The organism is Corynebacterium neomassiliense, assembly GCF_900626215.1.
Taxonomy (GTDB): domain Bacteria; phylum Actinomycetota; class Actinomycetes; order Mycobacteriales; family Mycobacteriaceae; genus Corynebacterium; species Corynebacterium neomassiliense.
This window is the reverse complement of sequence record NZ_LR131106.1, coordinates 1,377,426-1,391,488: the sequence shown is the minus strand read 5'-3', so window position 1 is coordinate 1,391,488 and position 14,063 is coordinate 1,377,426. Positions and strand designations below refer to the sequence as shown.

Genomic DNA, 14,063 nt, shown 5'->3' with positions numbered 1-14,063 from the left:
AATAATGAGCGAAAACGAGATCAAGGGCATCCTGGGCAAGAAGCTCGGCATGACCCAGATCTTCGACGAGGACAACCGGGTCGTTCCGGTCACCGTCGTCGAGGCTGGGCCCTGTGTCGTCACCCAGGTGCGCACCAAGGACACTGACGGCTACGAAGCCGTCCAGATCGCCTTCGGCGACATTGACCCTCGCAAGGTCAAGAAGCCGCAGGCCGGTCACTACAAGAAGGCCGGAGTCACCCCGCGCCGTCACATGGTGGAGTTCCGCGTCGACGACGCGTCCGCCTACGAGGTCGGCCAGGACATCACCGCCGAGCTCTTCTCCGACGTCACCTACGTGGACGTCACCGGCACCTCGAAGGGCAAGGGCTACGCCGGCGCAATGAAGCGCCACGGCTTCGCCGGCCAGGGTGCCTCCCACGGTAACCAGGCCGCCCACCGCCGTGTCGGCGGCATCGGCGCCTGCGCCACCCCCGGTCGTGTCTTCAAGGGCACCCGGATGGCCGGCCGGATGGGCAACGAGCGAGTCACCCTGCAGAACCTCAGGATCGCCCGGGTGGACGCCGAGTCCAACCTGCTCCTGATCAAGGGTGCGATTCCCGGAATCAACGGCGGCATCGTGACCGTCAAGACCGCAGTGAAGGGCGGTGCACACGCATGAGCAATCTGACCCTCAACGTCCACACCGCTGACGGATCCACCAACGGCACCGTCGAGCTTCCGGCGTCGATCTTCGACGTCGAGCCGTCCGTGCCGCTGATGCACCAGGTCGTCGTGGCCCAGCTCGCCGCGAAGCGACAGGGTACCCACGCCACCAAGACGCGTGGCATGGTCTCCGGTGGCGGCAGGAAGCCGTTCCGTCAGAAGGGCACCGGTCGTGCCCGCCAGGGTTCCACCCGCGCCCCCCACTTCACCGGTGGTGGCACGGTCCACGGTCCGCAGCCGCGTGACTACGACCAGCGGACCCCGAAGAAGATGAAGGCCGCCGCGCTGCGCGGAGCCCTCACCGACCGTGTCCGCAACGAGCGGATCCACCTCGTCGAGGAGCTGGTCGCAGGCCAGACCCCGTCAACGAAGTCGGCACGTACGTTCATCGAGCGGCTCACTGACCGCAGGTCCGTCCTCGTGGTTCTCGGCCGTGACGACGTCACCGCCTGGAAGTCCGTGAACAACCTCTCCGGTGTCCACGCTCTGGCGGCCGACCAGTTGAACACCTACGACGTCCTCAACGCGGACGACGTCATCTTCTCTGTCGAGGCTCTCAACACCTTCGTCGAGCAGTCCAGCAGGAAGGAGGAGGCAAAGTGAGCACTGTCGCCGATCCCCGGGACATCATCATCGCCCCCGTCGTCTCCGAGAAGTCCTACGGTCTCATGGAGCAGAACGTGTACACGTTCCTGGTGAGGCCCGATTCCAACAAGACCCAGATCAAGATTGCCGTCGAGGAGATCTTCGGTGTGAAGGTCGCCAGCGTCAACACTCTGAACCGTCCGGGAAAGCGTAAGCGTTCCCGCACCGGTTTCGGGCGGCGCAAGGCCACCAAGCGCGCCATGGTCACCCTGGTCGCCGGCAGCGAGCCCATCGACATCTTCGGTGGTGCGACCGCCTGAGGGCAGTCGTCACCGACAGGTAAAGAGAGAGCAGAAGTATGGCTATTCGCAAGTACAAGCCGACTACGCCGGGTCGCCGCCAGAGTTCCGTGTCCGAGTTCGACGAGATCACTCGTTCGACCCCGGAGAAGTCTCTGCTGCGCCCGCTGTCCAAGACCGGTGGCCGTAACGTGCACGGTCACATCACCACCCGTCACAAGGGTGGCGGTCACAAGCGCCGTTACCGCGTCATCGACTTCCGTCGTGTCGACAAGGACGGCGTGCCCGCCAAGGTCGCGCACATCGAGTACGACCCGAACCGCACCGCGAACATCGCGCTGCTGCACTTCGCCGACGGTGAGAAGCGTTACATCATCGCTCCGAAGGGTCTGAAGCAGGGCGCTGTCGTCGAGACCGGGGCACAGGCCGACATCAAGCCGGGGAACAACCTTCCCCTGCGCAACATCCCGACCGGTACCACGATCCACAACGTGGAGCTCAAGCCGGGCGGCGGCGCCAAGCTCGCCCGGTCCGCCGGTGTCAGCATCCAGCTGCTCGGTAAGGAAGGCCCGTACGCGATCCTGCGTATGCCGTCCTCCGAGATCCGTCGCGTCGACATCCGTTGCCGTGCCACCGTCGGTGAGGTCGGTAACGCCGACCAGATCAACATCCGCTGGGGCAAGGCCGGTCGTATGCGCTGGAAGGGCGTCCGCCCGACCGTCCGCGGTGTCGTGATGAACCCGGTCGACCACCCGCACGGTGGTGGTGAGGGCAAGACCTCAGGTGGCCGCCACCCCGTCTCCCCGTGGGGCCAGCCGGAGGGCCGTACCCGCAAGCCCAACCGTCCGAGCGACAAGCTGATCGTCCGCCGTCGCCGTGCCAACAAGAACAAGAAGCGCTAAAGGAGGTAGTTGAGAATGCCACGCAGCCTCAAAAAGGGCCCGTTCGTGGACGAACACCTCCTCGCGAAGGTGGACGCCCAGAACGACGCCGGCACCAAGAAGGTCATCAAGACCTGGTCGCGCCGTTCGACCATTCTCCCCGATTTCATCGGCCACACTTTCGCCGTCCACGACGGTCGGAAGCATGTCCCGGTGTTCATCGACGACTCGATGGTCGGTCACAAGTTGGGCGAGTTCGCCCCGACCAAGACCTTCAAGGGTCACATCAAGGACGACAAGAAGGGTCGGCGATAGTCATGTCCGACACCATCAATTCCGCACGCGCCACCGCCAAGTTCGTCCGGGTCACCCCGATGAAGGCACGTCGCGTCATCGACACCATCCGCGGCAAGTCCGTGGAGGACGCGCTGGCGATCCTGCGCTACGCCCCGCAGTCGGCCTCTGAGCCGGTCGCGAAGGTTGTCGCATCCGCCGCCGCGAACGCCGAGAACAACTTCGGCCTGGACCCCCGCACGCTCGTCGTCTCCGAGGCTTTCGCCGACGAAGGACCGACGCTCAAGCGGTTCCAGCCCCGCGCCCAGGGTCGGGCCTTCCAGATCCGCAAGCGCACCAGCCACATCACCGTGGTTGTCGAGAGCCAGAAGGGAAGTGCTCAGTAGTGGGCCAGAAGATTCACCCCCACGGCCTCCGGCTGGGTATCACTTCCGAGTGGCGCTCCCGCTGGTACGCCGACAAGCAGTACGCTGACTACCTCGCCGAGGACATCAAGATCCGCGAGTTCCTGTCCAAGGGCCTCGATCGCGCCGGCATCGCCGACGTCGTCATCGAGCGCACCCGCGACCGGGTCCGCGTGGACATCCACACCGCCCGCCCGGGCATCGTCATCGGACGCCGCGGCGCCGAGGCGGACCGGATCCGTGGCCGTCTGGAGAAGCTCACCGGTAAGCAGGTGCAGCTCAACATCCTCGAAGTCAAGAACATTGACGCCAACGCCCAGCTCGTGGCCCAGTCCATCGCTGAGCAGCTGAGCAACCGCGTGGCCTTCCGCCGGGCAATGCGCAAGGCGATCCAGTCCGCCATGCGTCAGCCCCAGGTCAAGGGCATCAAGGTTGTCTGCTCGGGTCGTCTCGGCGGTGCCGAGATGGGCCGCACCGAGCGGTACCACGAAGGTCGCGTCCCGCTCCACACGCTGCGGGCCGAGATCGACTACGGTACTTTTGAAGCCCACACCACCTTCGGCCGCATCGGCGTGAAGGTCTGGATCTACAAGGGCGACGTCGTCGGTGGCCGCCGCGAGTCCCTGCTCAACGCCCGCGAGGACCGCGGTGCCCGCGGCAACCGTCGCGAGCGTCCGCGTCGCGGAGGAGCTCGGCGTCCGCGTGCCGACCAGAAGCAGGAGGGTTAACCCATGCTTATCCCCAAGCGGGTAAAGTTCCGCCGCCAGCACCGGCCGCACCGTTCCGGTGTGTCCAAGGGCGGCAACCGCGTGACCTTCGGCGACTACGGCCTGCAGGCCCTGGAGCCGACGTACATCACCAACCGCCAGATCGAGGCTGCCCGTATCGCCATCAACCGCCACGTCAAGCGTGGTGGCAAGGTGTGGATCAACATCTTCCCGGACCGCCCCCTGACCCAGAAGCCGCTCGGCGTGCGTATGGGTTCGGGTAAGGGCCCCGTGGAGAAGTGGGTCGCGAACGTCAAGCCCGGCCGTATCCTGTTCGAGATGAGCTACCCGAGTGAGGAAGTTGCCCTCGAGGCGCTCCGTCGTGCGGGCAACAAGCTCCCCTGCAAGGTGCGAATCGTGAAGAAGGAGGATCAGTTCTGATGGCTACCGGTACACCGGCCCACGAGCTCCGTGACCTCAGCAACGATGAGCTGACCACCAAGCTGAAGGAGGCGAAGGAGGAGCTGTTCAACCTGCGCTTCCAGAACGCCACCGGTCAGCTGACCAACAACCGTCGCCTCGGCACCGTCAAGCGCGACATCGCCCGGATCTACACCGTGCTCCGTGAGCGCGAGCTGGGCCTGTCCACCGCTCCGGAGGGTGACGCAGCATGAGTGAGACCAACGTGACCAACCAGAACACCAAGGGTGCCCGCAAGGTCCGGACCGGCTACGTCGTGTCCGACAAGATGAGCAAGACCATCGTCGTCGAGCTCGAGGACCGTAAGAAGCACGCCCTCTACGGCAAGATCATGCGTACCAACACCAAGGTGAAGGCGCACGACGAGGACAACGTCGCCGGTATCGGCGACCTGGTCCGCATCGAAGAGACCCGGCCGCTGTCCAAGGACAAGCACTTCCGTCTCGTCGAAATCGTCGAGAAGGCCAAGTAGGCCGTACAGGACAAGCCGGCCCGGCAGGGCCCGGCTGGTTCTCTGCGGTGGCCGGCAGGCCCCGCACCGTGTCACAGGTCCCCGTCCCGGGAGAGTTCCGGGGCGGGGACCTTCGGCATATCCGGCGGACGTGGGCAGGGCCGTGCCCCGCCCCACCACGTACCGGCCCGCTGTTGACCGGCGCCGGATGTCCGGGCACTGAGCGCGTGTCAGCGGGTCTGCTGCTGCTTCTTCGACACCTTTCCCACACCCGTCAACGGGAAACTGTCGACAATGTCGATGATGTCAGGCACGGCGAAGCTGGCGAGGCCGGCAGCCCTGACGAACTTCCGCAGTTTTGTCGCGGTCAGGCCCGCGGCGTGCGGGTCCGCACGGAACTCAGGCCGGGGAATGATGAAGGCGTGGATCTTTTCTCCGAGTACCTCGTCCGGGGCGCCGACGACGGAGACGTCGTGCACGGCGGGGTGGGTCAGCAGCGCATTCTCGACAGCTTCCGGCGCAATCTTCTCCCCACCCCGGTTGATCTGGTCTTTCGCTCTGCCGACGACGGTGAGGCAACCGTCTTTGAACACGACGATGTCCCCGGTGCGGTAGAACCCGTCGGGGGTGAATGACCTGGCGTTGACCTCGGGGGCGCGGTGGTACCTCCGGATGGTGTAGGGTCCGCGGGTCAGCAGGTTGCCGGGCGTACCCTCGGGGACGTCCTCGTCATGGTCGTCGACGACCCGGATCTCGTCCCACGGGCTCATGGGCCGGCCCTGTGTGGAGACGGTCTCCTCGACCGTGGCGTCCAACGGGGTGTAGTTGACCAGGCCCTCAGCCATCCCGAACACCTGCTGGAGCTTCCATCCCAGTTCCGGGGTGACCCGGCGTGCCGCCGCCTCAGACAGTTTCGCCCCTCCCACCCACACTGTGCGGACAGTGGAGAGGTCATGGTCGTCACGGTCGGGGAAGTTCAGCAGGCTGATCAGCGCAGGAGGGACCAGGGCCAGGTGGGTGACCCGGTGTTCGGCGATGAGGGGTAGCACCTCGGTGGGCATGGGGTCGGGGGAGAAGACCACTGTCGCCCCGACGTGCACTGCGCCGAGGATGCCGGGGGAACTCATCGTGAAGTTGTGGGACGCCGGCAGTGCGACGAGAAGCACGTCGCCGTGGTGGAGGTCGCAGACCTCCAGGGAGGCGCGGACGGAGTAGAGGTAGTCGTCGTGGGTGCGGGGGATCTGCTTGGGTACCCCGGTCGTCCCGCCCGAGAGCTGGAGGAAGGCAAGCTCGTCGGCGGGTACTTCGGCGGGCGCGGGGACGGCGAGGTCGTCGGCGTGCAGGTCACCGGAGTTCCAGGGGTCTTCGGCCCAGGTGTCGACGTAGATGCCGGTGATGTCCGTCCTGGCGGCCACGGTGGCGTGTACCCGGCTGAGATGGCGGTCGGGCCGGGCTGTGGATAGGTAGTGGCGGGCCGGCGCGGGGGACGCGGAATGGAGGATCTCGGAGGAGCCGGGCGCGGGGGGGGAGAACACGGGGACCGCACCGATCCGCCAGAGGGCGAACACGGCCTCGAGGTAGGCGACGCAGTTCGGCAGCTGGATGATGACGCCGTCACCGCGGCCCACCCCGGCGTCGGCGAGGACTGCGGCTGCCCGCGACACACCGTCGTCGAGTTCGGCCCAGGTCACGCTGCGGTGACGGTCGACGGCGGCGGGCCGTCCGGGCCACGCGTCGACGGCACGTCGGAAGAGTTTCCAGTGCGTGTCCCCGGTCCAGGCACCACAGGACCGGTAGCGTTCGGCGTCCTGTACGGGGATGCCGTTGGCGAGGACGCCGGGATCAGTCGCCGCCTCCAGGGCGTTACGGGGGTCGGCGGGGGAATCAGTCCCGGGAACAGTCGACGGGTTCGGGTTCACTGCAGTCCTTTCAGAATCGAGGGGGTCGAGGCGTCCCAGCCGGCATCGGTGGCCAGTCCGGCGTGGGTGAGGTCGAGTTCGAGGACGCGGGGAGGAGTGTCCAGGACACCGGCCCAGGCGGTGGCCGGATCCCAGACACCGGCCCAGGCGGTGGCCGGATCCCAGACACCGGCCCAGGCGGTGGCCGGATCCCAGCCACCGGGTGCTCCGTGGAGTCCTGCGACCCGGGGGTCGGCACGGGTGGCGACGATGAGCTGCACCACGCCCGTGAATCCCGAGAGGTCGACGGGTGATGCCGAGCGAAGCAGACCGTCGCAGTAGGCGAGGTTCGTGCCCAGGGTGCGGGTGACCGCGTCGGCGGCCTCTGCGCCCCCGGGGAGGTCGTCGATGTCGGGAACCCCGGCCACAGCGGCGATCTGGGCGGCGGTGAGGTTGCCGCCCCGGCCTGCCGCGTCTGCCGCGTCTGCCACGTCTGCCGTGCCTGCCGCGTTCGCCGCGTTCACCGCGTCTGCCGTGCTCCGGGTGACGGGACCGTGACCGGCGGGGTAGGCGTCCATGATCCCGAGCCAGGAGACCTGTTCACCCCGGCGGAGAAGTTCGGCCGTCATCGCCTGGGCGAGGACACCGCCGAAAGAGTAACCGAGCAGCCGGTAGGGGCCGTGGTCCTGCACCTGCATGACGGAGTCGACGTAGCCGGAGGCGAGTTCGGAGAGATCGGTGACCTCCGGGTGGGGGTCGGGGAGCTGCAGGCCGGTGACGGGGACGTCCTCGGCCGAAAGCCGGTCGGCGAGGCCACGGAAAGGCAGGGCGAAACCTCCGCCGGGATGGACGGCGAACAGGGGTGTCCGGGTTCCCGGGCCGAGGGGCAGGATCTGACTGCTCCCGCCCCCGCTCAGTCGTGCTGCCAGGGCAGCCGGTGAACCGGTCTCCACGATGTCCTGGATGGTGACGTTCTCGAGCCCCTCCCGTCGCAGTCTGCCCAGCAGTCGCATGGCGAGGAGGGAATGGCCGCCGATGTCGAAGAAGTTGTCGTGCTCACCGACGTGGTCCTTCTTCAGGAGGGACGCCATGACGCGGGCGACGGTCGAGCTGACTTCGCCCGGGTCAGGCACGTCGGCGGTACCGTCGGCGGTACCGTCGGCGGCCGGGCGGCCACCGGAGTGGGAGGTGACGGCTGTGGTGTGCGCGGGAAGCGTGGAGCGGGCGGGGGCAGGTGCGGTGGTGGCGTCCTCCCGTGTCCACCGGGGAAGCCCGGCGAGAACATCGCCGACGGTGGGCTCCGCCGCCTCCGTGACCTCTCCGGTGCTCCCGGCGCTCCCGGCACCGGCGTCCGCGAAGTAGCCGAGTACCCGGGTCAGGACTGTCCGTGCCGCGTCGACGAAACGGGAGTCCACCAGATCGGGGCGGTGGGCCAGGACCACGCGCACCGGTTCACCCGGGGCCGCCGGCGGTGAGACCACTGACACCGGGAAACTGGTCATGCCGTCGACCTGCACGTCGGTGACCCCGATCCTGCCCCGGGACAGTTGTTCTCCGGTGACCGGCGGCAGGGAGGGGAAGTTGTCGACGACGACGAGGGAGTCGAACAGTGCACCGGCACCGGCGAGCTGCTCGATCCGGCTGAGCGGTACCTGGTCGTGTGCGGTCATCCTGGCCTGGATACGTCCGACGTTGCGGAGTGTGTCGGTGAGGGTTTGCGAGTGGTCGAGGGTGACCCGTGCAGGCAGTGTGTTGATGAACAGTCCGACAGTGTCCTCGATACCGGGCAGCTGGGTGGGACGCCCGGAGACCGTGGTCCCGGAGACGATGTCGTCCGCACCGGTCAGCGCAGCCAGCGTCAGGGACCAGGCCGTCTGCAGGAGGGTGTTCACGGTCACTCCGGCGTGCCGTGCCCTGGCCGCGAGGGAGTCGGGGACGGTCAGTTCGTCGACGGACTCTCCGGTGACCCTGCCTGCCCTTTCGAGGTCGTCAGGGGTGGCCGGGGCGATGTCGCGGATCAGGGTGCCGTGGTCGAGACCGGCGAGGCGTTCACGCCAGGCGTCCTCGTCGGCGGCCGTTTCCCCGGAGTCTTCCCTGGACGCGAGCCAGTCGAGGTAGTCGGAGTACGGGGCGGTCTCCGGGAGGGGGTCACCGTGGTAGAGGGCCAGGAGGTCGCGGACCATGACCGGGGTGGACCATCCGTCGGTGAGCAGGTGGTGGTTGCCGAGGACGAGACAGGCGGACGCGGTGAGCAGGTCCTGCTCCGGTACCGCGGAGGAGGCGCCGGCCGCGCCGGCCGCCCCGGCACCAGGGCCTGCACCGGGGCCTGCGCTGGGGCCGGCAGGCTGGCCGGCGCTGTTTCCGGGCCTGCTGTCGGGGAGGGGCTGCCGGGGGAGAAGAATGAGCGCTGCCGCGACGAGCGGACCGGTGGCGAGATCGATCCTGCGGGCAGCCATGGCCCGCAACCGGTCCTTCACGGCTCCTGCGGCGGCGTCCGCGGGCAGGTGGGAGAAGGCCACCGTCCGCCAGGGCAGTGTGACCCGGCGGGGGATGAGCTGCACCGGTTCGTCGAGGGAGTCGGAGTCGATGCGGGCGCGCAACAGACCGTGGCGGCGGAGGACCGCCCGGAACGCGTCGTGGAGACGGTCCACGTCGACCTCCCCCGCGAGGTCGATACCGGCGGAGAGGACGTACCCGTCCCCTCCCGCGACCGCGTGGTAGAGGAGTCCTTCCTGCAGGGGGGACAGGGGGAGGACATCGGCCAGGGGGCCGTGCGTACCCTCCCAGAGGTCGATGAGGTCCCGGCTGACCGGCCGGAGGTTCGGCGGCAGGTGCACCAGGTCGGAGGGGCTGCAGCCCCCCTGACCTGTCCGGGCGAGGACGGCCAGGGCGACAGCGGCCCCGGTGAGTCGTTCCACGAGTTCGGGGGAGCCCTGGTAGAGCCTGGCGGTGAGCACCGTCGTCTGCCCCGTGTCGGGGGCGTCCCCGGTTCCGGTGCTGACGAGCAGGTGGGGTGCACCTGCGGTGAGCAGTACCCGCCCGGCGGGCAGCAGGCTTCCCGGGACGGACGACACTGTGAGCGCGGGGGTGTCCTCAGCCGGTCGCCCGGTTCTGAAGGCCTCCTTGACCCCGAGGAGGACAGACTTCGCCCTGTCTGATTTTCCTTCCCGTCCGTCCAGGTCGGAGGCTCCTGCCGCTGCAGGGACGACCCGGGTCCGGGTCAGGGAACCGAGGACGCCCCGGGCAGCGGACGGCCTGTCACGCAGGCCCACCGGGGCCCCGGTGGCAAGGGAGGCGAGCGCGGTGAGAACTTCCCCGACACCCGTCCCGTACTGCTCCGGGAGCAGTTCGGTGAGAGCCTCCGGATCAGGAAGGTCGAAGACCAGCGGTGACGCGGCCGACCCGGTGACAGGGGCGACCCGCACCGGGAGTTGTGCGGCTGCCCGCCACGAGCCGGGGGAGGGCTGCAGCGGCAGTCCGGTGAGCGCCCGGTGCAGTTCCCCGAGGAAGATGTCCGCTGCACCGGGGTCGAGGACGCCACGGTGGACGCAGACCCGTACCTCACCCTCGGCGTCCGGTGGGGTGATCTGCCACACGAGTCCACGTTCCGGCTGCAGTGCCGCGGTGAGCGCGGCGTCCTGTCCGGGGCCGGCCGGGGCTTCGCAGATGACAGCGTCGGGGACGGTCAGCGGGGTCCGCGGGACAATGAACCGGGGGCCGTCGTCGCCGGTGGGGTCGAAGACGGCCCGCAGTGCCCCGTGGGTGGTCATCATGTTCTGCACCGCGGCGAGGAGTCCGGCACGACCTCCGGGCAGGCCCAGTTCCGGGTCGATTCCGTGGAGGGTGCCGCACAGGGCGGTGTCAGCGGGGAGCGGCACGGTCGGCAGTGCCCCCGTGGCGACGGCGGTACCGCCGCCGGCCTCTCCGGCCGGGCGTGTCCCGGAGACAGCACCGGAGGTGGGGGCGGACAGGGCTCCGGCGGGTGTGACAGGTTCCGCGGACGTGGCGATGTCCGAGAGCAGGGTCCCGGTGAGGAACTCCCTGGCGGGCACCGCGTAGCCGCGCATCCGTAGTCTTCCGGAGGCGGTGAGGGCGGCGATGCTGTCGCCGCCGAGGGAGATGAAGTCGCGGTCGAGGGGAACCTGCGCCGCGTCGGAGAGACCGAGCAGCGGGGCGAGGACATCGGCGAGCACAGGACCCGCACCTGCAGGTTCCACGGTGTCTCCGGGACCGGGGTCGGCGGGGAGGCCGGGGGCGTCAGCAGCAGGGGTACCGGCGGGACCTGCCGCACCACCGGCACTGCCGTTCAGGGCCTCCCACTCCTCCAGTGCCCGCCGGTCGACTTTTCCGCCGACGGTGAGGGGAAGCCTGTCATGGACCCGCACCCTCGTCGGGACCAGGTGGGAGGGCACCGTGGCGGCGACAGCGGAACGGACGTCGAACGGGGGCACCTGGGAGGACGCCTCCCGGGTGAGGCAGACATGGGCGACCAGCCGCAGCGCGCCAGGCTCACCGAAGGTTCCCACCGCCGCCGCGGTGACCTCGGGCAGTGCGAGAAGGGCTGCCTCAACCTCCCCGGGTTCCACCCGGTGTCCGCGGATCTCCAGCTGGTCGTCCGCCCGGCCGAGGAACAGGGTCGCCCCGGAGTCCTCCGAACCGCCTCGGCCGGGAACCCACCGGACGAGGTCGCCGGTACGGTAGCGGCGCACCCCGCCCGTGGCGTCCTTCCCCTCCTGAGAGCCGTCCGGGTCCGGTCGGGCAGGACGGACGGTGTCGAAGACCTCGGCGGTCCGTTCCGGCATCCCCCGGTAGCCCACAGCGGTCTGGGGACCGGACAGGTACAGTTCACCGGTCTCGTTGTCAGGGACGGGTTCACCGTCGACGTCGAGGATCTCGGCGACGGTACCGGGCACGGCGCGGCCGATGTTCACCGGACCGGGGGCGACCCGGGCCATGAGGGCGTCGACGGTGGATTCGGTGGGACCGTAGACGTTCCAGGCACCGAACCGGCCCGGACGTGCGCCGGAGTCCCCGCCGACCGACACCAGGCGGTCCCACAGTGACTGCGGTACAGCCTCTCCTCCCAGGATCACCGTCGACACGTCCGAGCTTTCCAGTGCACTTCCCAGGGCACCGGAGTCGATGAGCGCCCCGGCCAGTGAAGGGGTGGCGTCGAGCACCGAGATACGGTCGCGCAGCAGTGCGGCCCGCATCGCGGCGGGGTCCCCGACGGTGTCCCTGTCGTAGAGGTGGACGGTGGCCCCGGTGAAGATCCATGCCAGCTGGTCGAGTGCGGCGTCGAAGGAGAAGGACGCCGTGTGCGCGACATCGAGCCTGCCGTCGACGGAGCGGGACCAGGCGTCCTTCCACAGGTGCACCGAATGACCGGCCAGCAGTGCCTCGACGGCGGACCTGGTGATCTGCACCCCCTTGGGCGTACCGGTCGTCCCGGAGGTGTACAGGAGATAGGCCAGGTCAGGGACCTCGACGTCGTCGGCGGAGGGGGCGCGGACCCCGGTGGGCCGCAGGACGGCGGACTCCCCGAGGACGGCGACGGCCCCGGAGTCGGTGAGGATCCTGGCGCGCCGGGCCTGCGGATGCTCCCGGTCCAGGATGACGAAGGCCCGGTGTGCCCTCCACACGGCGAGGACGGCCACCGCCAGTTCCGGGGACTTCGGAAGGTCCAGTGCGATGACCGAGCCCGGGGGCGTGTCCGCCGACAGAGTGCGGGCCAGGGCGGCGACCCGGGCAGCGGTCTGCGCCGCGGTGAGTTCCGTGGCCCCGTCGTCGGAGACGAGCAGGGGACGGGTCTCATCCTCCCAGCCGTCCCGGGAGGCCAGGGAGTCGATCCTCCCGTCGAGTCCGGGAACCGGTCGGGGGAGCGGTTCACCGGCACGCGCGGCCGCGGTCCGTGCCCACGTCTCTGCGTCCCGGAGTCGGATCTGTGACAGAGGGGTCGACCCGGGGACGTCGAAGAGCAGGGCGTGGATGTCCCGGAGACGCCGGAGTGCCGTCGGGGCGTCCACACTGCGTGGATCGGTCTCGAAGGCGATGTCCGTGCCACCGTCGGCGGCGGGGGTGACCACGAGGACGAGGTCCTCGGGAGGACCGCCGGCAATGTTGCGCAGGACGCCGACCGTGCCGTTGAAGTAGAGGGAGAAGTCGAAGGTCTTGAGATTCATCCCGATGCCGTGCAGGACGGCAGGGTGTCCGAGGTCCCGGGCCAGCTCAGAGCCGGGGAAACGCTGGTGGGGCCGGACGGTGTCGAGCGCGGCCCCGGCCTCGGCGGCGACCTCGTCGAGGGTGGCGTCACCTCGGACGGGGAAGCGGACCGGAAGCATGTTCACCAGCATCGCCGGGGTACGGCGCAGCACTCCGCTGGTCCGGGCCATCATCGGCATCGCCAGCAGGGCTTCGGCGTCAGAACCGGTGGAGCTGACGGAAGGGACGGAAGGGATGAGGCCGAATTTGCGCAGCCACGCCCCGTACGCGGCCATGACCAGGTCGGACCAGACCAGTCCCTGAGACTGGGCTCGGGTGCGCAGGGCGTCCATCTCCGCCGCGGTGATCCGGAGTGTGGTGGTGGTCGATGACGTGCCGGCTCCGTGGACGTGGTCCTCCCTCCCGGTGGTGTCCGGGGCGGGGGTGAGATAGTCGTGCCAGAAGGCACGGTCGGCGTCACGGCCGGAGGGGCCCTCGTCAGTGGTGTAGTCGCGGTCTGCCGCGACAATGTCGGCGACCGGGGAGAACCTGTTCCGGCGCGCGGGGCGTCCTCCGGCAAGCTCTGTGTAGTGGACGGCGGTACGACGGGTGAGCAGGGCGGCACTGTACCCGTCGACGATGATGTGGTGGTAGAGCTGGATGCACCACACGGTGCGGCCCCTGTCCGGGTCACCTCCGGTCCAGCCGAGGTCGAGGATGAGGTACCGGTGCAGTTGTCCACCGGTCATCGTGCACCAGTGTTCCCCGCAGGACGCCTTCTCCGCGTCGATCACGGCCGAGGCCAGCAGTCGCGGGTCGGGTGCGTCTGACAGGTCCCGGACCTCGGGGAGCGGTGCGGGGGTGTCGTCGACGTACTGGCGTGGCCCGTCCGGGGTGTCCGTGAAACGCAGTCGCAGTGTCTCCGATTCGTCGACGGTCAGCCGGACCGCCTCCGCCAGGATGTCGACGGGTGACCTTCCGTCTGCTCCGGGGGTCAGTCCCTCCAGTTCCAGGACCTCACCGACGACGTAGTACGGGGATGCGGGGTCGAGCAACTGGGCGTTCCAGATGCCGCGCTGGGCGGCTCCGAGTTCGAGGTGTGCGGGTGAAGACACGGTCTGGTGACCTTTCAGGTCTGGTGAGGCTTAGCTGATCCGG

12 protein-coding genes are annotated in these 14,063 nt (G+C 68.9%); 10 read left to right on the top strand and 2 right to left on the bottom strand.

From position 1 onward, the window contains the following. The first annotated feature begins 4 nt into the window (after positions 1-4). The 10 genes from rplC to rpsQ are packed head-to-tail and all read left to right on the top strand — an operon-like array spanning position 5 to position 4,827. Positions 5-661, top strand: a complete 657-nt coding sequence (rplC, locus tag E0E18_RS06130; RefSeq protein WP_066584369.1) for a 50S ribosomal protein L3 — start codon at positions 5-7, stop codon at positions 659-661. Further along, positions 658-1,308, top strand: a complete 651-nt coding sequence (rplD, locus tag E0E18_RS06125; RefSeq protein WP_066584363.1) for a 50S ribosomal protein L4 — start codon at positions 658-660, stop codon at positions 1,306-1,308. The genes rplC and rplD overlap by 4 nt, the downstream gene beginning before the upstream one ends. After that, complete coding sequence (gene rplW, locus E0E18_RS06120; RefSeq protein ID WP_066584360.1) at positions 1,305-1,610, top strand: 50S ribosomal protein L23; 306 nt, start codon at positions 1,305-1,307, stop codon at positions 1,608-1,610. The genes rplD and rplW overlap by 4 nt, the downstream gene beginning before the upstream one ends. Positions 1,611-1,648: 38 nt before the next feature. Beyond that, a complete protein-coding gene (rplB, locus tag E0E18_RS06115; protein WP_066584354.1) occupies positions 1,649-2,491 on the top strand; it encodes a 50S ribosomal protein L2 in 843 nt (280 codons plus the stop codon). Positions 2,492-2,506: 15 nt separating this feature from the next. Continuing rightward, positions 2,507-2,785 carry a 30S ribosomal protein S19 gene (rpsS, locus tag E0E18_RS06110; protein ID WP_066584351.1) on the top strand — a complete coding sequence of 93 codons (279 nt, stop codon included), beginning with the start codon at positions 2,507-2,509 and terminating at the stop codon, positions 2,783-2,785. Between the two features lie 2 nt (positions 2,786-2,787). Next, positions 2,788-3,150 (top strand): 50S ribosomal protein L22, encoded by a 363-nt coding sequence (gene rplV / locus E0E18_RS06105; RefSeq protein ID WP_066584349.1) that lies wholly within the window; start codon positions 2,788-2,790, stop codon positions 3,148-3,150. Next, a complete protein-coding gene (rpsC, locus tag E0E18_RS06100; RefSeq protein WP_110481022.1) occupies positions 3,150-3,896 on the top strand; it encodes a 30S ribosomal protein S3 in 747 nt (248 codons plus the stop codon). Before rplV ends, rpsC begins: the two co-directional genes overlap by 1 nt. A 3-nt stretch (positions 3,897-3,899) precedes the next feature. Beyond that, positions 3,900-4,316: a 50S ribosomal protein L16 gene (gene rplP / locus E0E18_RS06095; RefSeq protein ID WP_066584337.1), complete on the top strand. Its 417-nt coding sequence runs from the start codon at positions 3,900-3,902 to the stop codon at positions 4,314-4,316. Beyond that, entirely contained in the window at positions 4,316-4,549 is a 234-nt protein-coding gene (rpmC, locus tag E0E18_RS06090) for a 50S ribosomal protein L29 (protein ID WP_014010886.1), read from the top strand. The genes rplP and rpmC overlap by 1 nt, the downstream gene beginning before the upstream one ends. Then, positions 4,546-4,827: a 30S ribosomal protein S17 gene (rpsQ, locus tag E0E18_RS06085; protein WP_066584335.1), complete on the top strand. Its 282-nt coding sequence runs from the start codon at positions 4,546-4,548 to the stop codon at positions 4,825-4,827. The genes rpmC and rpsQ overlap by 4 nt, the downstream gene beginning before the upstream one ends. A 209-nt stretch (positions 4,828-5,036) precedes the next feature. On the opposite strand, the gene E0E18_RS06080 is transcribed toward rpsQ, so the two are convergent. Beyond that, positions 5,037-6,725, bottom strand: coding sequence for a (2,3-dihydroxybenzoyl)adenylate synthase (locus E0E18_RS06080; protein WP_237559651.1), 1,689 nt, complete (start codon positions 6,723-6,725; stop codon positions 5,037-5,039). Continuing rightward, a complete protein-coding gene (locus tag E0E18_RS06075) occupies positions 6,722-14,020 on the bottom strand; it encodes a condensation domain-containing protein (RefSeq protein ID WP_130839764.1) in 7,299 nt (2,432 codons plus the stop codon). Before E0E18_RS06075 ends, E0E18_RS06080 begins: the two co-directional genes overlap by 4 nt. Positions 14,021-14,063: the final 43 nt, after the last annotated feature.

What these genes read in the sequence shown, in the direction of transcription:
- rpsQ (WP_066584335.1), top strand. Translation starts at nt 4,546, where the DNA reads ATGAGTGAGACCAACGTGACCAACCAGAACACCAAGGGTGCCCGCAAG.
- rpmC (WP_014010886.1), top strand. Translation starts at nt 4,316, where the DNA reads ATGGCTACCGGTACACCGGCCCACGAGCTCCGTGACCTCAGCAACGAT.
- rplP (WP_066584337.1), top strand. Translation starts at nt 3,900, where the DNA reads ATGCTTATCCCCAAGCGGGTAAAGTTCCGCCGCCAGCACCGGCCGCAC.
- rplD (WP_066584363.1), top strand. Translation starts at nt 658, where the DNA reads ATGAGCAATCTGACCCTCAACGTCCACACCGCTGACGGATCCACCAAC.
- rpsS (WP_066584351.1), top strand. Translation starts at nt 2,507, where the DNA reads ATGCCACGCAGCCTCAAAAAGGGCCCGTTCGTGGACGAACACCTCCTC.
- rplC (WP_066584369.1), top strand. Translation starts at nt 5, where the DNA reads ATGAGCGAAAACGAGATCAAGGGCATCCTGGGCAAGAAGCTCGGCATG.
- rplV (WP_066584349.1), top strand. Translation starts at nt 2,788, where the DNA reads ATGTCCGACACCATCAATTCCGCACGCGCCACCGCCAAGTTCGTCCGG.
- rplB (WP_066584354.1), top strand. Translation starts at nt 1,649, where the DNA reads ATGGCTATTCGCAAGTACAAGCCGACTACGCCGGGTCGCCGCCAGAGT.